The 25,077-nt window shown below is 71.5% G+C and carries 21 protein-coding genes; 7 read left to right on the plus strand and 14 right to left on the minus strand.

Features of this window, described 5'->3' with window-relative positions; translation table 11 throughout:
• Positions 1-218: 218 nt before the first annotated feature.
• The 14 genes from clpB to HHL10_RS10275 all read right to left on the minus strand — a co-directional run bounded on the left by clpB (position 219) and on the right by HHL10_RS10275 (position 17,384).
• The gene (gene clpB, locus HHL10_RS10210; protein WP_169160270.1) at positions 219-2,813 is read right to left on the minus strand and encodes an ATP-dependent chaperone ClpB; all 2,595 of its coding nucleotides are present in this window, start codon (positions 2,811-2,813) and stop codon (positions 219-221) included.
• 123 nt (positions 2,814-2,936) lie between these two features.
• Positions 2,937-4,196 carry an acyl-CoA dehydrogenase family protein gene (locus HHL10_RS10215; protein ID WP_169160271.1) on the minus strand — a complete coding sequence of 420 codons (1,260 nt, stop codon included), beginning with the start codon at positions 4,194-4,196 and terminating at the stop codon, positions 2,937-2,939.
• 43 nt (positions 4,197-4,239) lie between these two features.
• Positions 4,240-4,824 (minus strand): flavin reductase family protein, encoded by a 585-nt coding sequence (locus tag HHL10_RS10220; RefSeq protein WP_169160272.1) that lies wholly within the window; start codon positions 4,822-4,824, stop codon positions 4,240-4,242.
• A 79-nt stretch (positions 4,825-4,903) separates the two neighbouring features.
• A complete protein-coding gene (locus tag HHL10_RS10225; protein WP_169160273.1) occupies positions 4,904-5,728 on the minus strand; it encodes a class I SAM-dependent methyltransferase in 825 nt (274 codons plus the stop codon).
• 30 nt (positions 5,729-5,758) lie between these two features.
• Positions 5,759-6,157 (minus strand): fluoride efflux transporter CrcB, encoded by a 399-nt coding sequence (crcB, locus tag HHL10_RS10230; RefSeq protein WP_169160274.1) that lies wholly within the window; start codon positions 6,155-6,157, stop codon positions 5,759-5,761.
• Between the two features lie 15 nt (positions 6,158-6,172).
• Positions 6,173-6,667, minus strand: coding sequence for a molybdopterin synthase catalytic subunit MoaE (gene moaE / locus HHL10_RS10235; protein WP_169160275.1), 495 nt, complete (start codon positions 6,665-6,667; stop codon positions 6,173-6,175).
• Positions 6,668-6,713: 46 nt separating this feature from the next.
• Entirely contained in the window at positions 6,714-8,525 is a 1,812-nt protein-coding gene (locus tag HHL10_RS10240) for a protein kinase family protein (RefSeq protein ID WP_169160276.1), read from the minus strand.
• A gap of 361 nt (positions 8,526-8,886) precedes the next feature.
• The gene (locus HHL10_RS10245) at positions 8,887-11,046 is read right to left on the minus strand and encodes a protein kinase family protein (protein ID WP_169160277.1); all 2,160 of its coding nucleotides are present in this window, start codon (positions 11,044-11,046) and stop codon (positions 8,887-8,889) included.
• Between the two features lie 160 nt (positions 11,047-11,206).
• A complete protein-coding gene (gene moaD / locus HHL10_RS10250; protein ID WP_169160278.1) occupies positions 11,207-11,461 on the minus strand; it encodes a molybdopterin converting factor subunit 1 in 255 nt (84 codons plus the stop codon).
• Positions 11,461-12,711: a molybdopterin molybdotransferase MoeA gene (locus tag HHL10_RS10255; protein ID WP_235971287.1), complete on the minus strand. Its 1,251-nt coding sequence runs from the start codon at positions 12,709-12,711 to the stop codon at positions 11,461-11,463. The genes moaD and HHL10_RS10255 overlap by 1 nt, the downstream gene beginning before the upstream one ends.
• Positions 12,704-13,240: a molybdopterin-guanine dinucleotide biosynthesis protein B gene (mobB, locus tag HHL10_RS10260; protein ID WP_169160525.1), complete on the minus strand. Its 537-nt coding sequence runs from the start codon at positions 13,238-13,240 to the stop codon at positions 12,704-12,706. The genes HHL10_RS10255 and mobB overlap by 8 nt, the downstream gene beginning before the upstream one ends.
• 16 nt (positions 13,241-13,256) lie before the next feature.
• The gene (thrC, locus tag HHL10_RS10265) at positions 13,257-14,681 is read right to left on the minus strand and encodes a threonine synthase (protein WP_169160279.1); all 1,425 of its coding nucleotides are present in this window, start codon (positions 14,679-14,681) and stop codon (positions 13,257-13,259) included.
• 154 nt (positions 14,682-14,835) lie between these two features.
• The gene (locus HHL10_RS10270) at positions 14,836-16,146 is read right to left on the minus strand and encodes a homoserine dehydrogenase (protein WP_169160280.1); all 1,311 of its coding nucleotides are present in this window, start codon (positions 16,144-16,146) and stop codon (positions 14,836-14,838) included.
• Positions 16,147-16,157: 11 nt separating this feature from the next.
• Entirely contained in the window at positions 16,158-17,384 is a 1,227-nt protein-coding gene (locus HHL10_RS10275) for a pyridoxal phosphate-dependent aminotransferase (RefSeq protein ID WP_169160281.1), read from the minus strand.
• 59 nt (positions 17,385-17,443) lie between these two features.
• Here HHL10_RS10275 and HHL10_RS10280 point away from each other — a divergent pair, with 59 nt between their 5' ends.
• The 7 genes from HHL10_RS10280 to HHL10_RS10310 all read left to right on the plus strand — a co-directional run bounded on the left by HHL10_RS10280 (position 17,444) and on the right by HHL10_RS10310 (position 25,054).
• Positions 17,444-17,821 carry an Mth938-like domain-containing protein gene (locus HHL10_RS10280; protein WP_169160282.1) on the plus strand — a complete coding sequence of 126 codons (378 nt, stop codon included), beginning with the start codon at positions 17,444-17,446 and terminating at the stop codon, positions 17,819-17,821.
• A gap of 206 nt (positions 17,822-18,027) precedes the next feature.
• Positions 18,028-18,504, plus strand: a complete 477-nt coding sequence (locus HHL10_RS10285; protein ID WP_169160283.1) for a peroxiredoxin — start codon at positions 18,028-18,030, stop codon at positions 18,502-18,504.
• 315 nt (positions 18,505-18,819) lie between these two features.
• Positions 18,820-20,487, plus strand: coding sequence for a PhoH family protein (locus tag HHL10_RS10290; RefSeq protein ID WP_169160284.1), 1,668 nt, complete (start codon positions 18,820-18,822; stop codon positions 20,485-20,487).
• A gap of 97 nt (positions 20,488-20,584) precedes the next feature.
• Positions 20,585-21,970: a cache domain-containing protein gene (locus HHL10_RS10295; RefSeq protein WP_169160285.1), complete on the plus strand. Its 1,386-nt coding sequence runs from the start codon at positions 20,585-20,587 to the stop codon at positions 21,968-21,970.
• Entirely contained in the window at positions 21,967-22,608 is a 642-nt protein-coding gene (locus HHL10_RS10300; RefSeq protein WP_169160286.1) for a response regulator transcription factor, read from the plus strand. The genes HHL10_RS10295 and HHL10_RS10300 overlap by 4 nt, the downstream gene beginning before the upstream one ends.
• 156 nt (positions 22,609-22,764) lie before the next feature.
• A complete protein-coding gene (locus HHL10_RS10305) occupies positions 22,765-24,843 on the plus strand; it encodes a carbon starvation CstA family protein (protein ID WP_169160287.1) in 2,079 nt (692 codons plus the stop codon).
• Positions 24,836-25,054 carry a YbdD/YjiX family protein gene (locus HHL10_RS10310; protein ID WP_169160288.1) on the plus strand — a complete coding sequence of 73 codons (219 nt, stop codon included), beginning with the start codon at positions 24,836-24,838 and terminating at the stop codon, positions 25,052-25,054. Before HHL10_RS10305 ends, HHL10_RS10310 begins: the two co-directional genes overlap by 8 nt.
• The last annotated feature ends 23 nt before the right edge of the window (positions 25,055-25,077 follow it).

The raw sequence follows: 25,077 nt of genomic DNA on the forward strand, positions 1-25,077 counted from the left end.
AGTTCAGCAACCTCGACCCCTGGGGCGCGATGCTGCACTACATCAGCGATCGCATCGCGCCGTCCTTGCGCGCTTCTCCTGTACCTCCCGGCCTTCCGGCAACGGGGTAACTGCCGGATTTAGGATGACGGGTTAGTGAGTGGAACCGGCCAGCTCACGGCAAACAAAAAGGGCCGGTTGCCCGGCCCCTCCGTCAGTCTCGGTGACTCAGCGGGTGCTCAATGCACCGTGCGCCCGAAGCTGAAGTCGCCGCTGTCGCCCACGTCCACCGGGATCACGTCCTTCGGGCCGAAGCGGCCTTCCAGGATCAGCTTGGCCACCGGGTTCTCGATGCGGTGCTGGATCGCGCGCTTGAGCGGACGCGCGCCGAACACCGGGTCGAAGCCCACCTTGGCAATTTCGGCCAGCGCCGCGGGCGAGACGTCGAGCTTCATGTCCATCTTCTCCAGCCGCTGCTCCAGCGCGCGCAGCTGGATCTTGGCGATGGACTCGATGTGCTTCTGGTCCAGCGCGTGGAACACCACCGTCTCGTCGATGCGGTTCAGGAACTCCGGCCGGAAGTGCGTCTTGACCTCCGCCCACACCGCGTCGCGGATCAGCGCCGGGTCCTGTCCCGCCATCTGCATGATCAGGTGCGAGCCCAGGTTGCTGGTCATCACGATCACGGCGTTCTTGAAGTCCACCGTGCGGCCCTGGCCGTCGGTCAGCCGGCCGTCGTCGAGCACCTGCAGCAGCACGTTGAACACGTCCGGGTGCGCCTTCTCCACCTCGTCGAGCAGGATCACGGAGTACGGCTTGCGGCGCACGGCCTCGGTCAGGTAGCCGCCCTCGTCGTAGCCGACATAGCCCGGGGGCGCGCCGATGAGCCGGCTCACCGAGTGCTTCTCCATGAACTCGCTCATGTCGATGCGGATCATGTGGTCCGCGCTGTCGAACAGGAACGTGGCCAGCGCCTTGCACAGCTCGGTCTTGCCCACGCCGGTCGGGCCCAGGAACAGGAAGCTGCCCAGCGGCCGGTTCGGGTCGGACAGGCCCGCGCGCGAGCGCCGGATCGCGTCCGCCACGGCACGGATGGCCTCGTCCTGGCCCACCACGCGCTCGTGCAGCCGGGCCTCCATCTGCAGCAGCTTGTCGCGCTCGCCCTGCATCAGCTTGGACACCGGGATGCCCGTGGCGCGCGACACCACTTCCGCGATCTCCTCGGCGCCGACCATGGTGCGCAGCAGCTTCGGGCCCGCGCCCGCGGCCTTGCCCGCTTCCTTGTCCTGCGCTTCCTTCAGGCGCTTCTCCAGCTCGGGCAGCTTGCCGTACTGCAGCTCCGCGACCTTGTTGAAGTCGCCCTTGCGCTTGAGCTCCTCGATCTGGAAGCGGATCTTGTCGATCTCCTCCTTGACCTGGGCCGAGCCCTGCGCGGTGGCCTTCTCGGACTTCCACAGCTCGTCGAGGTCGGCGTACTCGCGCTCCAGGCGCGAGATTTCCTCCTCGATCAGGCCCAGCCGGCGCTGCGAGGCCTCGTCCTGCTCCTTCTTGACCGCCTCGCGCTCGATCTTGAGCTGGATGAGGCGGCGGTCGAGCCGGTCCATGGCCTCGGGCTTGGAGTCGATCTCGATCTTGATCTTGGCCGCGGCCTCGTCGATCAGGTCGATGGCCTTGTCGGGCAGGAAGCGGTCGGTGATGTAGCGGTGCGAGAGCTCGGCCGCGGCCACGATGGCCGGGTCGGTGATCTCCACGCCGTGGTGCACCTCGTACTTCTCCTGCAGGCCGCGCAGGATGGCGATGGTCGCCTCCACCGACGGCTCATCGACCAGCACCTTCTGGAAGCGGCGCTCCAGCGCGGCGTCCTTCTCGATGTACTTGCGGTACTCGTCGAGCGTGGTGGCGCCGATGCAGTGCAGCTCGCCGCGGGCCAGGGCCGGCTTGAGCATGTTGCCGGCGTCGATGGCGCCCTCGGCCTTGCCGGCGCCGACCATGGTGTGCAGCTCGTCGATGAACAGGATGATGCGGCCCTCGTCATGGGCCACTTCCTTGAGCACGGCCTTCAGCCGCTCCTCGAATTCGCCGCGGTACTTGGCGCCGGCCAGCAGCCCGGCCATGTCCAGCACCAGCACGCGCTTGTCCTTGAGGGTGTCGGGCACCTCGCCGTTGACGATGCGCTGCGCCAGGCCTTCGACGATGGCGGTCTTGCCCACGCCGGGCTCGCCGATCAGCACCGGGTTGTTCTTGGTGCGGCGCTGCAGCACCTGGATGGCGCGGCGGATCTCGTCGTCGCGGCCGATCACCGGGTCGAGCTTGCCCTGGCGGGCGCGGTCGGTGAGGTCGAGCGTGTACTTCTTGAGCGCCTCGCGCTGGCCTTCGGCCTCGGCCGAGTCCACCTTGGCGCCGCCGCGCACGGCCTCGATGGCGGCCTCCAGCGCCTTGCGCGTCAGGCCATGGCCGCGCACGGTGGCGCCGATGTCGGTCTTGGAGTCGGACAGCGCCAGCAGGAACATCTCGCTGGCGATGAACTGGTCGCCGCGCTTGCTGGCCTCTTTCTCGGCCGCCTGCAGCAGCGACACCAGGTCGCGCCCGGGCTGCACCTGGCCGCCGCCGCCCTGCACCTGCGGCAGGTTGCGCACGGCCGTTTCCATGGCGGTCTTGAGCCCGGCGGTGTTGGCGCCCGCGCGGTCCAGCAGCGCCTTGGGCCCATCCGGCTGCGCCAGCATCGCAGCCAGCAGGTGGGCAGGCTCGATGTACGGGTTGTCCTGGGTGACGGCGAGGCTCTGGGCCTCGGCCAGGGCTTGCTGGAACGCGGTGGTGAGCTTGTCGATTCGCATGGATGAATCCTCCGTTGCGCAACGAGTTTGGGCGACACGCACCGATTTCAAGGCCGGCGCGCGGCGCTTTTGGCACGGGTTTTGCGCTGACGCAAGCGCGGCAGGGGGCGTGCCGCCGCCCCCTCACGCCTCGATCCGCTCCTCGTCCTCGCCCGCCCAGTACAGGCTGTCGCGCCCCAGCTGATCGAGGCACAGCTCGGCCGTCCACGGCAGCATCACCGCGCCGCAGCGGGCGTCGCGCAGCAGCCGCTCCAGCGGCAGGTTCTTGGTGAGCGCCTGGCCGCCGCAGGTGCGCAGCGCCAGCTGGCAGATCTCCGCCGCCTGCTCCACCACCGTATGCTGCGCCGCCAGCAGCCGCAGCCGCGCATGCCGGTCCGGGTCCGGCCCCGCGCCGGCCAGCGCATCGAACAGCAGCGCGCGCATCTGCTCCAGCTTCAGCCGCATCTGCGCCACCGCGAACTGCTTGGTGGGGTACATGCGCCGCTGCACCGGCGGCAGCCCCGCCACCTCGCCGCGCAGGAAGCACACCGTGAAGTCGTGCGCCGCCTGCGCGATGCCCAGGTAGGCCGGGCTGGTCATCAGGAACATCGCCGGCCAGCGCGCCGCCGCTTGGGCATACATCCCTTCCGGCAGCAGCCGGTCGCCCTCGGGCACAAACACGTCATGGAACTCCAGGGTGCGGCTGACCGTGCCGCGCATGCCCAGCGGGTTCCACTCGCCGCTCACGCGCAGCCCTTCGGCGTCGCGCGGCACGGCCAGGAACAGCGTGTCGGCCTGCGTCGCCGCCGGGCGCTGCAGCGTGCACAGCAGGCCATGGAAGTCGGCCTCGCCCGCCATGGAGGCAAACACCTTGCGGCCGTTGACCAGGTAGCCCCCGTCCACGCGCCGCGCCACCGTGGCCCAGGGCGCCTTGCCGGCGTCGGCGGCGCTGCCTTCGGAGAAGGTCTGGGCCCACACCTGCCCGTCGCGCACGATGCCGGCCTCATGCCGCGCCCGTGCCGCCTCGTGCGCCGCGCGCTGTTGCGGCGTCATCTCCAGCGACGCCGCCACCAGGCCGCTCCACAGCGTGGTGCTGACGTGCAGGCTGAAGCACAGCGCCGTGGCGCCGCACCAGCGGCCCAGCTCGGCCGCCACCAGGGCGCAGCCCAGCAGGTCGGCGCCCTGCCCGCCTCGCTCAGGCGCCGCGGCCAGCGCCAGCAGCCCGGCCTGGTGCAGTTCCTCGAAGTTGCGCCGCGGGAAGGAAGCCCCCGCGTCATGTTCCGGCGCGCGCGCCGCGAAGCGCGGGCCCAGCTCCGCGGCGTGCGCCACCCAGGCGCGCTGCGCGGCGCTCAGGCGCGAGGCATCGCCCGCGATGTGGGCCTGAATGCAAGAAGCGTCGTCCATTCACCGTCCTCCCCGCCGCGCCCGGGTCGAGCGGCACGCGGCCTCAAAGAATTTCGCCCAGCAGGTGGTAGCGCCCGCCGTGGAACAGCAGCGGCGGCAGCACCGCCTCGGCCAGCCGCTGCACGCGGCCGATGAAGAGCACATGGTCGCCCGCCACCTGCCGCGCCACGCACTCGCATTCGAACACCGCCGTGCAGCCCGCCAGCACCGGGGCGCCGCCCAGCCCTTCGCTCCACAGGCCCTCGCCGAACTTGTCCGGCTCCTTGCCGCTGGCGAAGCGCCGCGACAGCCCGAGCTGCCCCTCCGCCAGCACGTTGATGGCGAAGTGCGAGGCCTGCTCGAAGGCCGCAAGACTCGCGCTGGCGCTGCGCAGCGACCACAGCACCAGCGGCGGCTCCAGCGACAGCGCGCTGAAGGAGTTGGCCGTGAGCCCGACGCGCGCGCCCGACGCATCGACGCAGGTGATGAGGGTCACGCCCGTGGCGAAGCGCCCCAGCGCGCCGCGCAGGGCCTGCGGCGTGATGTCCGCGGGCGCCTCGACGGGCGGCGCCGGCGCGACGGCGGGCGTGGACACAGGCGCGGCATCGGCCGGCACGGCCACGGGGGAAGCGGTGGGAGAAGCGCTCATCGCGGGATGCGGGCGGCTGGCCGCCACGGGCCGGGCCCGCGGCGGCGCGTCCGCCGGATGAAAGAGTGGGAAAGCCGGCTCATGGCTTCACGGCCGAGGCCAGCAGCGCCGGCACGGGCACATCGAAGACCTCGCCCTGCCGGTACGGCGCCAGGGCCTCGGCCAGCGCGGCGCGGATGCGCTGCTTGGCTGGCGGCGTCTGCGCGCCCCAGGTGGCCGCGGCGCGCACGGTGCTGCCTTCCACGATGGAGATCAGCTCATCGACCCCGGCCAGGCGCCACACCTGCGGCACCGTGCGCACGCTCGGGTGGCTGAAACCGGCCTCGCGCAGCGCGCGCAGGCTGTTTTCGGGATCGCTGAACAGGAAGAAGTTGGGGCCCGGCGGCAGGCCCACGTCGGCCTCGCCATGGCTGCGCAGCGCCGCGTAGAAGGCCCCGAACACCACTGCGCGCTCGGCCACGTCCCACACCGCGAAGGCCAGCCGCCCGCCGGGCTTGAGCACCCGCAGCGCCTCGCGCAGCGCCCGCTCGGGCTCGGGCAGGTGGCACATGCCGAAGGCGTTGACGACGGCGTCGAAGCTCCCGGCCGGCAACGGCAACTCCTGCGCGTCGGCCTGCTCGAAGCGCAGCTCGGGATGGCGCCGGCGCGCCAGGCGGACCTGCGCCGCCGCGAAGTCGATGCCCAGCACCTCGGCGCCGCGCCGCGCCGCCGCGGCGGCGACATGGCCGGGGCCGGTGGCGATGTCGAGCACGCGCTGGCCGGCGGCCACGCCGGCATCGTCCAGCAGTGCCTCCATGGACTGGCGGGTCACGGTGGCCACGTGCCGTTCGTAGCCGCTGACCGTGGCTTCGTCGTCCCAGCCCGCGCGTTCGAATTCGCCAAAGGTGCAATGAGCGTCAGTCATGGAGTCCCTCCTTGGTGTCGTGATCGCTGATCAGCCCCGCACCCACAGCAGCCGCGCCAGGCCATGGCCCAGCGCGCAGCAGGCCAGCGCGCCGGCGACATGGGCGAAGGAATGCGCCAGCGCCATGGGCCAGCGCCCGGCCTGCAGCAGCGACAGCGACTCCGCCGAGAAGGCCGAGAAGGTGGTGAAGCCGCCCAGAAAGCCGGTGACCAGCAGCAGCCGCAGCAGCTCGTTGGGCGCGCGCGCGAACACTTCCAGCGAGACGCCGATCAGCAGCCCGCCCAGGCAGTTGACGAGCAGCGTGCCCAGTGCGAAGCCGGCCCAGGCGCCGTTGAGCCACAGCGCCGCGAGCCAGCGCAGCACGGCGCCGGCGCCGGCGCCCAGCGCCACGGCCAGCACCTGCGGCGGGGCAATGACGGGGGGCTGCATCGCGCGCGGGCCGCCTCAGGCCGAGGCGGCGTTGCCGGCCTGGATGCCCCAGCGCGCCAGCGCCTGGTCGTCCGCGACACGGGCATCGACCCAGCGCGCGCCCTGCGGCGTGTGCTCCTTCTTCCAGAACGGGGCCTGGGTCTTGAGGTAGTCCATCAGGAACTCGCAGGCCTGGAAGGCCTGGCCGCGGTGCGCGGAAGTGACGGCCACGAACACGATCTGGTCCAGCGGCTGCAGCGGCCCGACGCGGTGGATGACGCGCGCGGCGCGGATGTCGAAGCGATTGAAAGCCTCATCGACCATGGCCTCGATGGCGCTTTCGGTCATGCCCGGGTAGTGCTCCAGCTCCATCAGGCTCACGCCCGCGCCCTCGCTGTGCTCGCGCACGGTGCCCACGAAGCTGACCACCGCGCCCACGCCCGGGTCCCCGGCCCGCAGCTTCTCGACCTCGGCGCCGAGGTCGAAGTCGTCGGTCTGGATCAGGACGCGCGGGAGGGTGGTGGCAGTCATGCGGGAATTGTCGCACCGCGTTCGCGGGGGTCCGGCGCGGCGGCGCTCAGGGGTTCCAGCCCTCTTCGCGCAGGCGCTGGCACTGCACATGGCCGCGCCAGGCCGGCTGGCTGCATTGCTGGCGCATGCAGCGCTCCAGCGCCGACTTGGCCTGCGAGACGCAGGCCGCCAGCGGCGACAGCGGCAGGTCGGCCGGCGGACGCGCCTCCGCACGCGGCGTTTCGACGGCGCGGGCCCGAGCCGGTGCCGCAGGTGCGGAAGGCGCGGCGGGACGGGCCGCGTCCTGCGCGGTCTGGGACGGCGGTACGGCGAGGGCCCCGGGCTGGTCCGGCCGTGGTGACGGCGGCGTCGCCAAGCCCGGGTCCATCGGGGGCGGCGCGGTGCCTGGCCCGCTGACCGCCGGGCGCTCCACGCCGGGCGCGAGCGGCGGGAGGGGCGCGTCCACGGGACCGCCCGGTGTGGCCGGCGCCGAGGCCGCCGGCACCTGGGAGGCCGCGTCGGCCAGCATGCGGCTGATGCGATCCCGCTCGCGCTCGGCCTGCCACAGCCCGTGCACCGACCAGGCCGCCACGCCGCCCACGGCCAGCAGCGCGGCCAGCGCGGCCATGCGCCAGGCCCGATGCCGCGGCGGCGCCTCGCCGGGCTGCGGGCCCGGCCGGACGAAGGTGGCGCCGGAGCGCTCGACCGGCTCGACGCGCGCGGACGGCCGGGCCGCGGGCGAAGGCTCCGGCGGCTTGGTGCCGGGAACCGTCGGCCCTGCCCTGGCGCTGGCCGGCGCGCTGGCCGCGGCGGATGGCGGCGCGGGCGGTGCGCCGGATGCCGTGGGGGCTGCGCTTGCGCCGGATGGCGGCGCGGCCGTGCCGGGCGGCATGCCGGTGCCAGCCCCTGCCGGCGACACCCCGGGCCGCAGCGTTGCGGGCGGCGATGCCGCGGCGCCAGGCGGCACGGCCATCCTCGGCGGCAAGGGCTGCGTGCCCGGCGGCGGCCCCCCCGTCAGCAGCGCCCGCAGCGCCACCGCGCTGGCGAGCCGCTCGGTGGGCGACGGCCGCAGGCAGGCCTGCAGCGCCTGCACCAGCGCCAGCCGCGCGGCGCTGCCCGGGGCCGGCAGGGCGCGCGCCACCGCCGCGGCCACGGCCTCGGGCGGCTGGGCCGCATCCCAGGGCTGGCCGGTGAGCTGCCGCAGCACGGTGGCGGCCAGCGCGTACAGGTCGGTCCAGGGCCCGCGCGGCAGGTGCGCACCGTCGGGCCGCAGCTCCGGCGCCACGCCCTCGAAGGCCTGCGGCAGGCGCAGCGCGCGGGCGGCAAAACCAAAGCCCAGCAGCACCGGGCGCTGCCCCGGCGCCCACAGCAGCTGCCGCGCCTGCAGGCCGCCATGCACCAGCCCCATGGCATGCAGCTGCGCCAGCGGCTCCAGCAGCGCCAGCATCAGCTCGCGCAGCGCCTCGTCGCTGCGCGGCGCGGGCAGCTGGTCCAGCGGCACGCCGGGCAGCAGCGGCATCAGCCCGCACAGGGAGCCTTGCACCTCGCTGGCCTGCAGCACCTGTACCAGGCCCGGCAGGCGCAGCCGCGCCAGCAGCCGCAGCTCCTCCAGGCAGGCGACGCGGCCGGCCTCGAAGGCGGCGCGTGCGGCGGCATCGGCCGGATCGCGCAACTGCGGCGCGCCGTCCCCGGCCCGCACGCACAGCGCCTGCGGGCAGTACTCCTTGAGGGCGAAGCGCCCGGCGCCCAGGGCGTCGCCGGCGCGGTAGACGGTGCACACCAGGCCCACATGCAGCACCGCCTCGATGCGGCAGCCCGCCAGCACCGTGCCGACCGCGCGCGCCGCGGCCGGGACCGAGTCGTTCGGGGAAACCACCATCGCGTGACTATGGCGTCCCTCCGTGGGCGGGGGGTTGCAAGTGGTGTCTGGGGGGAAGGCACGGCGCTGGACGTTGCCGTGGTGAGTCCAAGCGGCGCTTTGGCATCAGCGCCGGATTGTTTAATAGGGGCTCACATTTCAGCCTGCATATGTCACTCGTTGAGGCTACTGTTGCCTAATGGTGGACAAAAAAGCCTGAAAAGCCTGGATTGCAGGCCGAAGCCGAGGAACAGCGCTCCCCTCGCCCGCGACAGCGGGAGAGGGGAAGCTGACACCGTGGTGAGCGGGAGCTGAGCGGCTGGCCTGCAGCGGATTGCATCACCGCGCCCAACGCTCCAGCCTGGAGAAGCGCCCCTCCCCCTCAAGAACTCAACACGTTGTCATTGAGCAGCCGCTGGCACTGCGGATGGCGGCGCGCGGCGGCCTGGCTGCACTGGCGCTGCATGCACTGCAGCAGCGCGTACTTGGTCAGGCTGGCGCAGGCGTTGCGCGGCGGGCCGCTGCGGGCTGGCGCCGGGCCGGGCGCCTTGGCCGTGCGCACCGGCGCCGGGGCCGGCTTGGCAGACGGGCGCGGCGGCGCCTTGGCCGCCGGGCGTTCGGCCGCGGCCGGCGCGGCAGCACCCTTCACCGCGGCCTTGTCCGGGGCCTGACGCGCGGCGCCCTCGCCCGCCACAGCCCGTTCCGGCGCGGGCCGGGCCGGTGCAACCGCAACGTCCGGCGCCGGCTTGTCCCGGGCTTCGTGCACGGCGCCCTGCTCCACCGCAGCCTGGAGCGGCGCGGCCACCGGGGCCGGCGGGTTGGGCGCAGCGGCCACCTGGACCGCCGGCTCCTGGGCCGCCTGGGGAGCGGCGCCGGACTGCGCCGGGATGTCGGACGGCGTGGCAGCCTTCTGCCTGGCGGCGGCCACCTTCAATGGGGGCTGCTCCGTGGCCTGGGGCGCGGCGACCGTCTGTACCGGCGCCGTGGCCGGCCCGACGGCGGGGGCCACCACGCCCGCGATGGCGGGCTGCGTCGCGGGCGGCGTGGCCGGGCCTGAAGACTGTGGCTGCGACGGCGCCTCGGCCAGCGTCTGCGCGGCCTGGGGCTCGGGCGCGTCGGCCTGGGCCGGCAGCTCGGCCGCCACGGCTTGCGTCCGGGCCGCGGTGGCCTGCAGCGCCGCCGTGGCGGCGGCTTCGGCGGCGGCGACCCGGGCGGCCACGGCGTCATCCAGGGCCGGCAGCGCGGCGGCGGCCGAGGTCCAGCCCGGCTGCGCCGGCGCCTGGGCCGCGGCCGTGACCAGCAGGTGGTCCACGCGATGCCGTTCCCGCTCCTGCTGCCACAGGTCGCGCGCCCACCAGCCCGTCACGCCGCAGCCCACGGCCAGCAGCAGCGACACCATCACCATGCGCCGGTTGTCCGAGCGCCGCGGCGGCAGCGCCGGCATCACGAAGCCGGCGCTGCGCACCGCGGCCGGCACGCCGTGCCCGGCCCCGGGCGTCCGGACCGGCACGCCGCCCGGCGCCGCACCGGGCGCTGTCCGGGCCGCGGCCGCGGCATGCTCCGGCGCACCGGCCCCGGGCTGCTGCGGATGCGACTGCGGGTCGGGATGCGGGTGTGAATGCGGATGCGGCTGTGACGGTGCGGCGTGCGACGCGCGCGCCGGTCCACCGCCCAGCAGCTCGCGCAGCGCGCCGGCGTGGGGCGGGCGCTCGCTGGGCGAGGGCAGCAGGCAGGACTGCAGCGCCTTCACCAGCACATGCCGCTTGGCGGTTTCGGGCGTGGGCCCCAGCGCCTGCTCCAGCACGGCACCCACGCCGGCCGCGGTGGGCGCTCCGCTCCAGGCCTGGCCCGAGAGCTGGCCCAGCACCATGGCGGCCAGCGCGTACAGGTCGCTCCAGGGACCCTGCGGCAGGTGGGCGCTCTGGGCCCCAGCTTCAGGCGGGCTGGCGCCTTCGCGCGGCCGGCCCAGGGCGCGCGCCGCCAGGCTGAAGCCCAGCAGCACCGGCGCCTGCCGCGGCGCCCACAGCAGCTGCCGCCCATGCAGCGCGCCGTGCACCACGCCGACGGCGTGCAGCTGCGCCAGCGGCTCCAGCAGCGCCAGCAGCTGCGCGTGCAGCGCGTCGTCGCTCTGCGGGATGGGCAGCCGCTGCAGCGGCCCGCCGGGCAGCAGCGGCATCAGCCCGCAGGGGCCGTCGTGGTCCTCGCGGATCTGCAGCACCGGCACCAGGCCCGGCAGGTGCAGCCGCGACAGCATGCGCAGCTCCTCCACGAAGGCCGTGCGGCCGGCGTCGAAGGCGGCCTGCGCCGCAGGGTCGTCCGGCTGGCGCAGCCGCGGCAGGCCGGCCTGGTCGCGCTCGCACAGCGCCTGGGGGGCGTATTCCTTGAGGGCGAAGCGCCCGGCGCCGGGCGGGCCGGCGCCGTCGCGCACGCGGTACACGGTGCAGACCGGGCCGGCATGCAGCACGGCCTCGATGGTGCAACCGGCCAGTGAGGAACCCACCGCGCGGGCGGCGGGCGATGTGGGAGCGTCAGGCGGTGTCATGGCCTGACTATGGGCGCCCTGTATGCGGCGCCGGGTTGCAAGTCGTTTCGGATGCGGCGCCCGTCCTCAGGGCCCCGCGCGGCGGTTTCATGCCCCTTTTGGAGGGGCATCGTGCCCTGGGGAGGGACGGCGCTTGCCCTGCGCGCGCCCTCCGCCGCGCTCAGCCGCCGGTGACGGGCGGGAAGAACGCGACTTCGGCGCCTTCCTGCAGCACGGCGCTCTCGTCGCTCATCTTCTGGTCAAGCGCGCAGCGCACGTTGCGTTGGCGCGCCAGGGCCTGCGCATGCGCGCCGCCGCGGGCGATGAGCGCGTCGCGCAGCGTGCCCAGCGTGCTGCCCTCGGGCAGGTCGGCCACGGTCTCGCCGGGGCCCAGGGCCTCGCGCAGCGAGGCGAAGTAGCGGATCTGGACGTTCATCAGCAGGCAGACAGCAGTTGGGACAGCGGCAGGTAGCGCACTGAATCACCGCGCCGGATGACGGTGCCGGGCGGGTTGTCCACCAGCCCGTCGGCCCAGACCGCGGAGGTGAGCACGCCCGAGCTCTGGTTGGGGAACAGCTCCAGCATCCCGTCGGCGCCCAGGCGCACGCGCAGGAACTCGCGGCGGTTCCTGTCCGGCTTGGGCAGGTCGAAGTCCGCCTTGAGCTCCAGGCCGCGCGGGAGGGCCGTGGGCAGGCCCTGCAGCGCGCACAGCACCGAGCGCACCGCCAGGAAGAAGGTGATGTAGGTGGACACCGGGTTGCCCGGCAGGCCCAGGAACAGCGCTTCGCCGTCGCCCTCGCGCCGCACCGCGCCGAAGGCCAGCGGCTTGCCCGGCTTGGTGCTGATCGACCACATGTCCAGCCGGCCCAGCGCCTGGACGGCCGGCTTGATGTGGTCTTCCTCGCCGACGGAGACGCCGCCGGTGCTGATGATCAGGTCGTGGCCGTTGGCAGCCTGGCGGATGGCCTCGCGCGTGGCTTCCAGCTTGTCCGGGACGATGCCCAGGTCCGTCACCTCGCAACCCACGGCCTGCAGCAGGCCGCGCAGCGTGAAACGGTTGGAGTTGTAGATGGCGCCGGGCGGCAGGTCCTGCGGCGCGACCTCGCCGGGCATGACCAGCTCATCGCCCGTGGACAGCAGCGCCACGCGCGGGCGGCGCAGCACGGTCAGGCGCGCCGCGCCCACCGTGGCGGCCAGGCCCAGCGCCTGCGGCGTGAGGCGGCTGCCGCGCGGCAGCACCACGGCGCCGGTGCGCACGTCCTCGCCGCGCGGGCGCACCCACTGGCCGGCAGCGGGCGCAGCGTTGAACGTGACGGTGCCCTCGCCGGCCGTGGCCTCCTCCTGCATCACCACCGCATCGGCGCCGGCGGGCAGTTGCGCGCCGGTGAAGATGCGCGCCGCCGTGCCGGGTTGCAGCGGCTGGCCGACATGGCCGGCCGGGATGCGCTGCGACACGGGCATGGCCTGGCCCGGCTTCACGTCGGCGGCGCGCACAGCGTAGCCGTCCATGGAGCTGTTGTCGGCCGGGGGCACGTCCAGCGGCGAAATGAGGTCCCGCGCCAGCACGCGGCCCAGCGCGTCGAAGGTGGAGAGCTCTTCGGTGTCGCGGATCACCTGTGCCAGCGCGCCCTGCACCAGGCGCGCCTGCGCCTCGTCCAGGCTCAGCATCGGGGGCCTGTCAGCCATGAATCTGTTCTCCTGCGTACGCCAGCCGCTCGCTCCAGGCGAGCAATTGAGCGGTCACGGCTTGGGAATCGTTCAGCGGCAGCACCGGCAGCCCGGGAACGGGCTGCGGCAGCGCGGCCGGGTCGTCGGCGGCCACCGCGATGAAGTGCGCATCGCCCGGGTGCAGCAGCGGCTGGCCCAGCGCCGCGCGCCAGACCTCGACCTTGGGCAGCGCCGCATGCTTGAACCCCTCGACCAGCACCCAGTCCACCGGCGAGAGTTCGGCAATGAGCGCGTGCACGTCGGGCTCGCGCGGCTCGGCCCGCTCGCGCAGCAGCACCAGGCGGCGGTCGTTGGCCAGCAGCACCTCGCCGGCGCCGGCCTGGCGATGGCGCCAGCTGTCCTTGCCGGGCTGGTCGATGTCGAAGCGCTTGTGGGTGTGCTTGATCACCGACACACCTTGCCCCGCGGCGCGCAGCGCGGCGATGACGCCCTCCAGCAGCGTGGTCTTGCCCACGCCGGAAGGGCCGCAAAAGCCCACGACCTTCATCGACAAGAACGCGGCGTCAGGCGGTGGCGCGCTCGGGGCACTGGGCCTCGATCAGCGCCTTGACCTTCGCGGCGTCGGCCGGCAGCACCGTGAAGCGCTTGGGCAGCGCCTCGATGCCCACATGCGCGGCGGGCCGTTCCGGCTCGCGGCCCAGGGCCTCGACGATGGTGGCGGCGAACTTCACCGGCAGCGCCGTCTCCAGCACGATCATGGCCGTGCCCGGCTGCAGCCGCTCGCGCGCCACCTTCACGCCGTCGGCGGTGTGGGTGTCGATCATCACGCCGCAGCGCTCGTAGCAATCACGGATGGTGGCCAGGCGGTCGGCATGCGTGCTGCGGCCCGAGACGAAGCCGAATTCGCCGATGCGGCGGAACTCGTCGGCCGACAGCGTGAAGGCGCCCTTGGCGTCGATCTCGTCCTTGAACAGCTGGCGCGTGCGCTGCGCGTCGCGGCCCAGCAGGTCGAAGATGAAACGCTCGAAGTTGCTGGCCTTGGAGATGTCCATCGAGGGGCTGGAGGTCTCGTGGGTCTCGGCGCCGGCGCGCACGCGGTAGGTGCCGGTGCGGAAGAACTCGTCGAGCACGTCGTTCTCGTTGGTGGCGCACACGAGCTGCTCGATGGGCAGGCCCATCATGCGCGCGACGTGGCCGGCGCAGATGTTGCCGAAGTTGCCCGAGGGCACGGTGAAGCTCACGCGCTCGGCGTTGCTCTTGGTGGCCTGGAAGTAGCCGGCGAAGTAGTACACCACCTGCGCCAGCAGCCGCGCCCAGTTGATGGAGTTGACGGTGCCGATGCGGTACTTGCGCTTGAACTCCAGGTCGTTGCTGACGGCCTTGACGATGTCCTGGCAGTCGTCGAATACGCCCTCGACGGCGATGTTGTGGATGTTCTCGTCCTGCAGGCTGAACATCTGCGCCTGCTGGAACGGGCTCATGCGGCCGTGCGGGCTGAGCATGAACACGCGCACGCCCTTCTTGCCGCGCATGGCGTGCTCGGCGGCGCTGCCGGTGTCGCCGGAGGTGGCACCCAGGATGTTGAGCGTCTGGCCGCGGCGGCCCAGCTCGTACTCGAACAGGTGGCCCAGCAGCTGCATGGCCATGTCCTTGAAGGCCAGCGTCGGCCCGTTGGACAGCGCCTCCAGCACCAGCCCCGGCTCCAGCGGCTTCAGGGGCACGATCTCATTCGTGCCGAACACCTCGGCGGTGTAGGTCTTGCGCACCAGGGTGCGCAGGTCTTCCGCGGCGATGTCGTCGATGTAGAGCGACAGGATCTCGAAGGCGAGGTCGGCGTAGGCCAAGCCGCGCCAGCGCGCGAGCGTGGCCTCGTCGATCTTGGGGTAGTGGGTGGGCAGGTACAGCCCGCCGTCCGGCGCCAGGCCTTCGAGCAGGATCTCGGAGAAGCCGCGCGGCGTGGCGTCGCCGCGGGTGCTGAGGTACTTCATGCGGGGCGTCTCGTGGCCGGCAGTGCGCGCAGGCACTGCCGGCTAAGGTTCAGGAATCAACTCCCCGTTCGCCCTGAGCTTGTCGAAGGGCCTGCAGCCAAGCTGTGCGGCGGGGCTTCGACGGGCTCAGCCCGAACGGATCTCCTTGCTGCGGTCAGGCCAGCTCTTCCTTGCGCAGGCTGACGATGGGCGCCAGCACGGTGGGCAGCGCCTGCATCTGCGCGATGGCCTTGCGCATCGGGCCCTCGATGGTGTCGTGGGTGAGGATGATCACGTCGGTGTTCTGCTCGCCCTCGGCCGACTCGCGCTGCAGCAGCGCGTCGATGGAGATGCCGTGCTCGGCCAGGATGCCGGTGACGCGCGAGAGCACGCCGGCCTCGTCGGCCACCTGCAGCCGCAGGTAGAAGGCGGTGCGCACCTGGTCGATGTCCAGGATCGGCGTGTTGGCCAGCGCATCGGGCTGGAAGGCCAGGTGCGGCACGCGGTTGCCCGGGTCGGCGGTGTGCAGCCGCGTCACGTCCACCAGGTCCGCGATCACGGCGCTGGCGGTGGGCTCGGCGCCCGCGCCCTTGCCGTAGTAGAGCGTGGTGCCCACGGCATCGCCCTGCACCACCACGGCATTCATGGCGCCCTCGACGTTGGCGATCAGGCGCTTGGCCGGGATCAGCGTCGGGTGCACGCGCAACTCGATGCCGCTGTCGCGGCGCCGCGCGATGCCCAGCAGCTTGATGCGGTAGCCCAGCTGCTCGGCGTAGCGGATGTCGGCCGCCTGCAGCTTGGTGATGCCCTCGACGTGCGCCTTGTCGAACTGCACCGGAATGCCGAAGGCGATGGCGGCCATGATCGTGGCCTTGTGGGCGGCGTCCACGCCCTCGATGTCGAAGGTCGGGTCGGCCTCGGCGTAGCCCAGGCGCTGCGCCTCCTTGAGCACCACGTCGAAGTCCAGGCCCTTGGAGCGCATCTCCGACAGGATGAAGTTGGTGGTGCCGTTGATGATCCCGGCGATCCACTCGATGCGGTTGGCGCTCAGGCCCTCGCGCAGCGCCTTGATGATCGGGATGCCGCCGGCCACCGCCGCCTCGAAGGCGACCATCACGCCGCGGGCGCGGGCGGCCTCGAAGATCTCGGTGCCGTGCACCGCCAGCAGCGCCTTGTTGGCCGTGACCACATGCTTGCCGGCGGCGATGGCTTCCATCACCAGCGTCTTGGCCACGCCGTAGCCGCCGATGAGCTCGACCACGATGTCAATCTCCGGGTTGGCGATGACTTCGCGGGCGTCGGCCACGACGCGGGCGCGCTCGCCCACGAGGCTGCGGGCGCGCTCGACGTCGAGGTCGGCCACCATGGTGACCTCGATGCCGCGACCCGCGCGGCGGCGGATCTCTTCCTGGTTGCGCGTGAGCACGTTGAACGTGCCGCCGCCGACGGTGCCGATGCCGAGCAGGCCGACCTGGATGGGTTTCATAGCGGTTTCAGTCAGAACGAGTGACGTTTGCGGTAGTGGTCGAGGAAGCGCGCGATGCGCCCGATGGCGTCGGCGAGGTCGTCCGAGTTGGGCAGGAACACCAGCCGGAAATGGTCCGGCTGCGGCCAGTTGAAGCCGGTGCCCTGCACGATGAGCACCTTCTCCTCGGCCAGCAGCTCGTAGGCGAACTGCTGGTCGTCGGCGATGGGGTACAGCTTGGGATCGAGGCGCGGGAACATGTAGAGCGCCGCCTTGGGCTTGACCACGCTCACGCCCGGAATCTGGTTCAGCAGATCGGTGGCAAGGTCGCGCTGGCGCGCCAGGCGCCCGCCGGGGCAGACCAGGTCCTTGATGCTCTGGTAACCGCCCAGCGCGGTCTGGATGGCGAGCTGCCCCGGCGTGTTGGCGCACAGCCGCATCGAGGCCAGCATGTTCAGGCCCTCGATGTAGTCCCGGGCGTGCTTCTTGGGGCCCGACACCACCATCCAGCCGGCACGGTAGCCGCAGGAGCGGTAGTTCTTCGAGAGGCCGTTGAAGGTCACACAGAGAACATCGTCGGCCAGCGAGGCGATGGAGGTGTGCGTGGCGCCGTCGTAGAGCGTCTTGTCGTAGATCTCGTCGGCAAAGAGGATCAACTGGTGCTGGCGGGCGATCTCCACGATCTCGCGCAGCACCTCCGGCGGGTACAGCGCGCCGGTGGGGTTGTTGGGGTTGATGACGACGATGCCCTTGGTGTTGGGCGTGATCTTCCTGCGGATGTCGTCGAGGTCGGGCGTCCAGTCGGCCTGCTCGTCGCAGACGTAGTGCACGGGGCGCCCGCCCGAGAGCGACACGGCCGCGGTCCACAGCGGGTAGTCGGGCGCGGGCACCAGGATCTCGTCGCCGGTGTCGAGCAGCGCGTTGAGCGCCATCACGATCAGCTCCGAGGCGCCGTTGCCCAGGTAGACGTCGTCCACCGTGACGCCGTTGATGTTCTTCTCTTGCGTGTAGTGCACGACCGCCTTGCGCGGCGCGAACAGGCCCTTGCTGTCGGTGTAGCCGGCCGCAGCGGGCAGGTTGCGGATCATGTCCTGCACGATCTCGTCAGGAGGATCAAACCCGAACACGGCCAGGTTGCCGATGTTGAGCTTGATGATCTTCTGGCCCTCTTCCTCCATCTGACGGGCCTTTTCCAGCACGGGGCCACGGATGTCGTAACAGACGTCGGCAAGCTTGCTGGACTTGGAAATCGGCTTCAAGAAGGGTCTCCGGCGAAACGCGCTGCCCACCGCGGCGCGCGAAAACTAGAATTATCCACGTGAAGTTCCAGCCCGATCGACTCGAAGGCGTCAATGCCATTTCGCGCCATGAGCCCCAGCGCTTGTGGGTCAACACCACCGAATGGGTGGAGAGCGTGCTCGTGCCCGTGCGCGGCGACCCGTTGCCCTGGGCGGTGCAGCGCTTCGAGGAGCTTGCCGAGGAGCACTTCGCGCAGCTGCTGCAGCTGCGGCCGGAGCTGGTGATCTTCGGCTCGGGCCCGCGCTTGCGCTTCGTCAGGCCCGCGCTGCTGCGCCCGCTGATCCAGGCCGGCATCGGCGTGGAGACCATGGACACCGCCGCGGCCTGCCGTACCTACAACGTGCTGGCCAGCGAAGGCCGCATCGTGGCCGCGGCGCTGCTGCTGGAGCGCGGCTGAGCCGAAGCTTGAAATCCGCTCGCGGACGCCCATCTCTGCTGTCGTGGGCCGGCGCTTTTTGCGCCGCGTCACGGCGGCTGCCGCGCATTCGGTGGAATTCGCCCAGGGCTATTTCCTGGCGCAAGCAGCCGTAACCGGCGCCGGTCTATAATAAACAGTTGCTCCGGCGCTGCCCGGCCCCATAGCGAGAAGAGAAACACTCCTCCATGACGCCTGCCCTGAACAAGCCCCTTCCGGAATTCGAAGCGCTCGCCACAAGCGGCATCAAATTCACGCCCGCCGCCTATGCGGGGCAGATCGTGGTGCTCTATTTCTACCCCAAAGACAATACCCCCGGTTGTACCACCGAGGCGTTGCAATTCCGCGATCAACACAAGGAATTCGTGAAGTCCGGCGCAGTCGTGTTCGGCGTGTCGCGCGACAACATGGCCTCGCATGACAAGTTCCGCCAGACGCTGGAACTGCCTTTTGACCTCATCGCCGACACCGAGGAAAAGCTCTGCCACATGTTCGGCGTGGTCAAGAACAAGATCATGTACGGTAAGAAGGTCAAGGGCATCGAGCGCAGCACCTTCCTCATCGACCAGAGCGGCGTGCTGCGCGCCGAATGGCGCGGCATCAAGGTTGCCGGCCATGTGGACGAGGTCCTCAAGGCCGTCAAGGCACTCAAGACCACGGCCTGATCCAGGCGCGAATTCCGACGCGGCGCACCAGTTCCGTGCGCCGACGCACTCAGCCGGCCCCCTGCGCCGGCTTTTTTACGCCCGCATGACAACCCCACCAGGCACCGCCCCGCGCTGCCACAGGCATGCAAGCTGCTAGAAACGCGCCATGGCGCCGAGGCCTTGTTGCAGCAGTTATCCCCTCGTTCGAGCGGGTTATGATGGCTGCATGCCCCTGAGCTCTCAGCGCGCATCGAGCCGAAGCCGCACCGTCGTTGCCGACCGTGCGGCTTCGGCGTTTTTGGCCTCCGCAATTGGATCTTCCAGAGGACCTTCATGCCCCTTCCCAAGCCGCCTGCCCGCAAAGCCGCTCAGCTCACGCCTGCCGACTTCGAGTCGCAAGCCGCTCCCAAAGGCGGCAAACGCGGCTTGAAACGGGCCGCTGCCGCGGAAGCCGAGCCGGCACTGCTGGATCTGCGCAACGACGCCGCCGAGGCCGCGGCTCCGCCCCTTGAAGTCACCCCTCCCGTGGCGGCCGCGCCCAGCGCGCAGCCCGAGTCGCCCAACACCAAGGCGGCACCGCGCCCGCGCAAGCCGCGCAGCACCGGTCCGGCCAAGCTCTTCGTGCTCGACACCAACGTGCTCATGCACGACCCGATGAGCCTGTTCCGCTTCGACGAGCACGACATCTACCTGCCGATGATCACGCTCGAGGAGCTCGACGGCCACAAGAAAGGCATGAGCGAGGTCTCGCGCAACGTGCGCCAGGTCAGCCGCGACCTCGACGCCCTGGCCGGCGGCCCCGACGCCGCCAAGCTCGACCCGGCCGAAGGCATCGCGCTGGCCAAGACCGGCCACAAGGAGGCCTTGGGCAAGCTCTTCTTCCAGACCCAGCTGCTGGAAACCCGGCTGCCCCAGGGCCTGCCCCAGGGCAAGGCCGACAACCAGATCCTGGGCGTGGTGCAGTCGTTGCGCGAACAACAGCCACAGCGCGAGGTCGTGCTGGTGTCCAAGGACATCAACATGCGCATCAAGGCCCGCGCGCTGGGCCTGGCCGCCGAGGACTACTTCAACGACAAGACGCTCGACGACGTCGATCTGCTCTACACCGGCGTGCTGCAGCTGCCGCCGGACTTCTGGGAGCGCCACGGCAAGACGATGGAGAGCTGGCAGCAGGGCGGGCACACCTTCTACCGCATCAGCGGCCCGCTGGTCCCTGCCCTGCTGGTGAACCAGTTCGTCTACCTGGAGACGCCCGGCGCCGCGCCGCTGTACGCGCGCGTCACCGAGATCACCGGCAAGAGCGCCGTGCTCAAGACGCTCAAGGAGTACACGCACCAGAAGAACGCCGTGTGGGGCGTGACGGCGCGCAACCGCGAGCAGAACTTCGCGCTGAACCTGCTGATGGACCCGGAGTGCGACTTCCTCACCCTCACCGGCACGGCGGGCACCGGCAAGACGCTGATGACGCTGGCCGCGGGGCTGTCGCAGGTGCTCGATGACCGCCGCTACAGCGAGATCATCGTCACGCGCGTGACGGTGCCCGTGGGCGAGGACATCGGCTTCCTGCCCGGCACCGAGGAGGAAAAGATGGGCCCGTGGATGGGCGCGCTCGACGACAACCTGGAGGTGCTGGCGCGCAGCGACTCCAGTGCCGGCGAGTGGGGCCGCGCCGCCACCAACGAGCTGGTGCGCAGCAAGATCCGCATCAAGAGCCTGAACTTCATGCGCGGGCGCACCTTCCTCAACAAGTACGTGATCATCGACGAGGCGCAGAACCTCACGCCCAAGCAGATGAAGACGCTCATCACGCGCGCGGGCCCGGGCACCAAGATCGTCTGCCTGGGCAACCTGGCCCAGATCGACACGCCCTACCTCACCGAGGGCAGCTCGGGCCTGACCTACGCCGTGGACCGCTTCAAGGGCTGGCCGCACTCGGGCCACGTCATGCTGGCGCGCGGCGAGCGCTCCAGGCTGGCGGACTTCGCCTCGGAAGTGCTGTAAGCGCCGACGGCGCTCGGCGCCAAGGCAACAAGGGCTGCGCAGGCAGCCCTTTCTCTTTTCCGGCCCGCCCGGGCGCCGGCGCTACAGTCCGCCCCCGATGAAATTGCGTCTGAAGATCCTGCTGCTGGCGATCCTGCCGCTGGTGGCGGCGCTGTGCCTGGTGGCCTGGGCCGTGGTGCACCAGGAGCACGAGCTGCTGGAGCGCGAGCGCACCGCGGTGCAGCGCGCGTACATGGAGGCGCGCCGCGGCGAGCTGCAGCACTACGTGGAGCTGGCAGTGAGCAACGTGCGCCCGCTGTACGAACGCTCCGCCAAGCTGGACGAGGCCGGGCGCCGGGCCGCCGCCGAGCAGGCGCTGCAGTTGATCGCTCAACTCGACTACGGCACCGACGGCTACTTCTTCGTCTACGACCTGCAGGGTCGCGTGCTGATGCACTCGCGCCAGCCCGAACTGGTCGGGCAGAACCTGTGGGCGCTGCGCGACCCCAAGGGCGAGCCCACCATCCAGCGCCTCATCGCGCAGGCCAAGGCCGGCGGCGGCTATGTCGAGTACCTGTGGCGCCAGCCCTCCAGCGCGCGCATGGCGCCCAAGCTGGGCTACGTCGTGGCGCTGCCGCAATGGGACTGGATGCTCGGCACCGGGCTCTACCTGGACGACATCCAGGCGGCACTTACCCAGCTCGAAGGCGAGGCGCGCGCCAACGTCGCGCGCACGCTGTGGCTCATCGGCGGCATCGCGCTGACGGCGCTGCTGCTCATCAGCGCCAGCGGCCTGGCCCTCAACCTCAGCGAGCAGCGCGCGGCCGAGCACAAGCTGCGCGCGCTGGCGCACCAGGTGGTGCGGCTGCAGGAGCAGGAGCGCGCGCACCTGGCGCGCGAGCTGCACGACGGCCTGAGCCAGCACCTGGTGTCGATCAAGCTGCTGGTGGAGTCCGCCCAGCGCGACGCCCGGCCCGAGCTGCTGCAGCAGGCCGCGCAGCGCCTGGGCGACAGCCTCAACGAGGTGCGGCGCATCTCGCACAGCCTGCGCCCGGCCCTGCTGGACACGCTGGGCCTGCCGGCGGCGCTGGCGCACCTGGCGCAGGAGTTTTCCGAGAGCGGCGCGGTGCAGGCCGGCGCCTCGGTCGAGGGCACGCCGCGCGCGCTGCCCGAGGTCGTCAACACCGTGCTGTTCCGCGTGGCGCAGGAGGCGCTGACCAACGTCGCCAAGCACGCCGGCGCGGCCCATGTGGCGCTGACGCTGGAGTTCGCGCCCGAGGGCGGCGTGGCCATGCGCGTGCTCGATGACGGCCGCGGCTTCGACGCCGAGGCGGCGCAGGAGCAGCCGGGCCCGGGCATCGGCCTGCGCAACATGCGCGAACGGCTGACCTCCATCGGCGGCCGGCTGGAGTTGCAGAGCCGCCCGGGCCATGGCACGCAGGTCGAGGCCGTGATCGACGCGGCGCGGCTGGCGCAGCTCGCACGCGACAATCCCGCGCCATGAGCCTGCCTCCCGCGAAGCCGCTGCGCATCCTGCTCGTCGATGACCACCCGCTGGTGCGCGAAGGCCTGCGCGCGCGGCTGCAGGCCGAGGGCGGCTACGCGGTCACGGCCGAGGCCGGCGCGGCCGGGTCGGCGCTGCAGGCGCTGCTGCGCGAGCGGCCCGACCTGGTGCTGATGGACGTGGGCCTCAAGGGCAGCGACAGCAACGGCATCGAGCTGGCGGCCCGGATGATCGAGCGCTGCCCCGGACTGCACGTGCTGATGTTCAGCATGTACGACAACCCCGAGTACGTGCAGCGTGCACTCCAGGCCGGCGCGCGCGGCTACGTGCTCAAGGACGCCTCGGCCGACGAGCTGCTGGCCGCCATCGAGGCGGTGCGCGCCGGCGGCACCTTCCTGAGCCCTGGCGTGACGCAGCGCCTGTTCCGGGCCCAGGCACCAAAGCCCATCCTCACGCCGCGCGAGAGCGAAATCCTCAGCGCGCTGGCCCGCGGCGAAAGCAGCAAGCAGATCGCGCGCGCGCTGGACCTGTCGGTGCGCACGGTCGAGAGCCACCGCCAGAACATCAAGCGCAAGCTGGCGCTGGACACCCCCGCCGATCTCATGCGCTACGCGCTGGAGCACGCCCGCAATCCCTGAAATCTAGGGGTTGACCCTTAGGTGGCGCCACGCAGGCGGCACCGGGGACGGGACGGATGCGACGGGGGGCGCCGATGCGGACCATGACGCCCCTGTCCATCACCACCCGCGCTGGGCGCCTGAGCCCTGCCCGGCGCGCTCCGGAGGAGCCCCCTCATGTCCCTCATCCGTCGCCACCTCGCCTGGGCGGGCGTGGCTTTGCTAGGCGCGTTTGCGCTGGCCACCGTGGCCCTGTCGCGCGGCGAGGCCGTCAGCGCGCTGTGGGTCGTCGTCGCGGCCGTGTGCGTGTACCTGATCGGCTACCGCTACTACAGCCTGTTCCTCGCGCAACGGGTGCTGGGGCTGGACGCCACACGCCAGACCCCGGCCTGGAAGTACAACGACGGCCTGGATTTCGTGCCCACCAACAAGCACGTGCTCTACGGCCACCACTTCGCCGCCATCGCGGGCGCGGGCCCGCTGGTGGGGCCGGTGCTGGCGGCACAGATGGGCTACCTGCCCGGGCTGCTGTGGATACTGGCCGGCGTGGTCTTCGCCGGCGCGGTGCAGGACTTCATCGTGCTGTTCATCTCCACGCGCCGCGACGGCCGCTCGCTGGGCGACCTGGTCAAGCAGGAGATGGGCACGGTGCCGGGGCTGATCGCCCTGTTCGGCGCCTTCATGATCATGATCATCATCCTGGCGGTGCTGGCGCTGATCGTGGTGAAGGCGCTGGCCGAGTCGCCCTGGGGCACCTTCACGGTGGCGGCGACGATCCCGGTGGCGCTGTTCATGGGCGTGTACCTGCGCTTCATCCGACCCGGGCGCATCGGCGAGGTCTCCGTCATCGGCTTCGTGCTGCTGATGGGCGCCATCCTGGGCGGCCAGTGGGTGCACGAGAGCCCCACCCTGGCGCCGCTGTTCACCTTCGACGGCAAGGCGCTGACCTGGATGCTCATCGGCTACGGCTTCGTGGCCGCGTCCATCCCGGTGTGGCTGCTGCTGGCGCCGCGCGACTACCTCTCCACGTTCCTCAAGATCGGCACCATCGTGGCGCTGGCCGTGGGCATCCTGATCGTGGCGCCCACGCTGCAGATGCCCAAGTTCACGCAGTTCGCCGCCGGCAACGGCCCGGTGTGGGCGGGCAACCTGTTCCCCTTCCTGTTCATCACCATTGCCTGCGGCGCCGTCTCCGGCTTCCACTCGCTGATCTCCTCGGGCACCACGCCCAAGATGCTGGAGAACGAGACGCACGCGCGCTACATCGGCTACGGCGGCATGCTGGCCGAGAGCTTCGTGGCGGTGATGGCGCTGGTGGCGGCCTCGTGCATCGAGCCGGGCGTGTACTTCGCGATGAACAGCCCGGCCGCGCTGGTGGGCAAGACGCCCGAGGCGGTGGCAGCCACGCTGTCCACCTGGGGCTTCGTGATCACGCCGGAGATGCTGGTGCAGACCGCCAAGGACGTGGGCGAGAACACCATCCTGGCGCGCGCCGGCGGCGCGCCCACGCTGGCCGTGGGCATGGCGCACATCCTGCACCAGGTCATCGGCGGCAAGGCCATGATGGCCTTCTGGTACCACTTCGCCATCCTGTTCGAGGCGCTGTTCATCCTCACCGCGGTGGACGCCGGCACGCGCGCCGGCCGCTTCATGCTGCAGGACCTGCTGGGCAGCTTCGTGCCCGCGCTCAAGCGCACCGAGTCGCTGCCGGCCAACCTGCTGGCCACGGGCCTGTGCGTGGCGACCTGGGGCTACTTCCTGTACCAGGGCGTGGTCGATCCGCTGGGCGGCATCAACACGCTGTGGCCGCTGTTCGGCATCGCCAACCAGATGCTGGCCGCGGTGGCGCTGCTGCTGGGCACGGTGGTGCTGTTCAGGATGAAGAAGGACCGCTATGCCTGGGTGACGATCCTGCCGACGATCTGGCTGCTGCTGTGCACGCTCACGGCGGGCTGGCAGAAGATCTTCTCGGAGGACGTGCGCGTGGGCTTCCTGTCGCATGCCCGCAAGTACGCCGACGCGCTGGCCCAGGGCCAGGTGCTGGCCCCGGCCAAGACCCCGGAGGCGATGGAGCGCGTGATCTTCAACGACCGGCTCGATGCCGCGCTGTGCGCGCTGTTCATGTTCGTGGTGGTGAGCATCCTCGTGTACGCGGTGCGCTCGGTGCTGGCCGCCCGCGCCAGCCGCCAGCCCACGGCGCGCGAGATGCCCTACGAGCGCCTGAGCGCCGACGCCAAGGCGGCGGCCCATGCCTGAGGCCAAGGCCTCGCAAGGCCTGGCCCGGCTGGGCCAGGCCGGCCGCTACTTCGCGCAGGGCCTGCGCCTGATGGTGGGCCTGCCCGACTACGGCGGCTACCTAGAGCACATGCAGCGCACCCACCCCGACCAGGAGCCGATGAGCTACGAGGCCTTCTTCAGGGAGCGGCAGCAGGCGCGGTATGGGGGGCGGGCGGGGAAGTGCTGCTGAGCACGCGCGTTGCCCCTGCAACC

Origin of the sequence: Azohydromonas caseinilytica, from assembly GCF_012927045.1 — a bacterium.
Lineage (GTDB): Bacteria > Pseudomonadota > Gammaproteobacteria > Burkholderiales > Burkholderiaceae_C > Azohydromonas > Azohydromonas caseinilytica.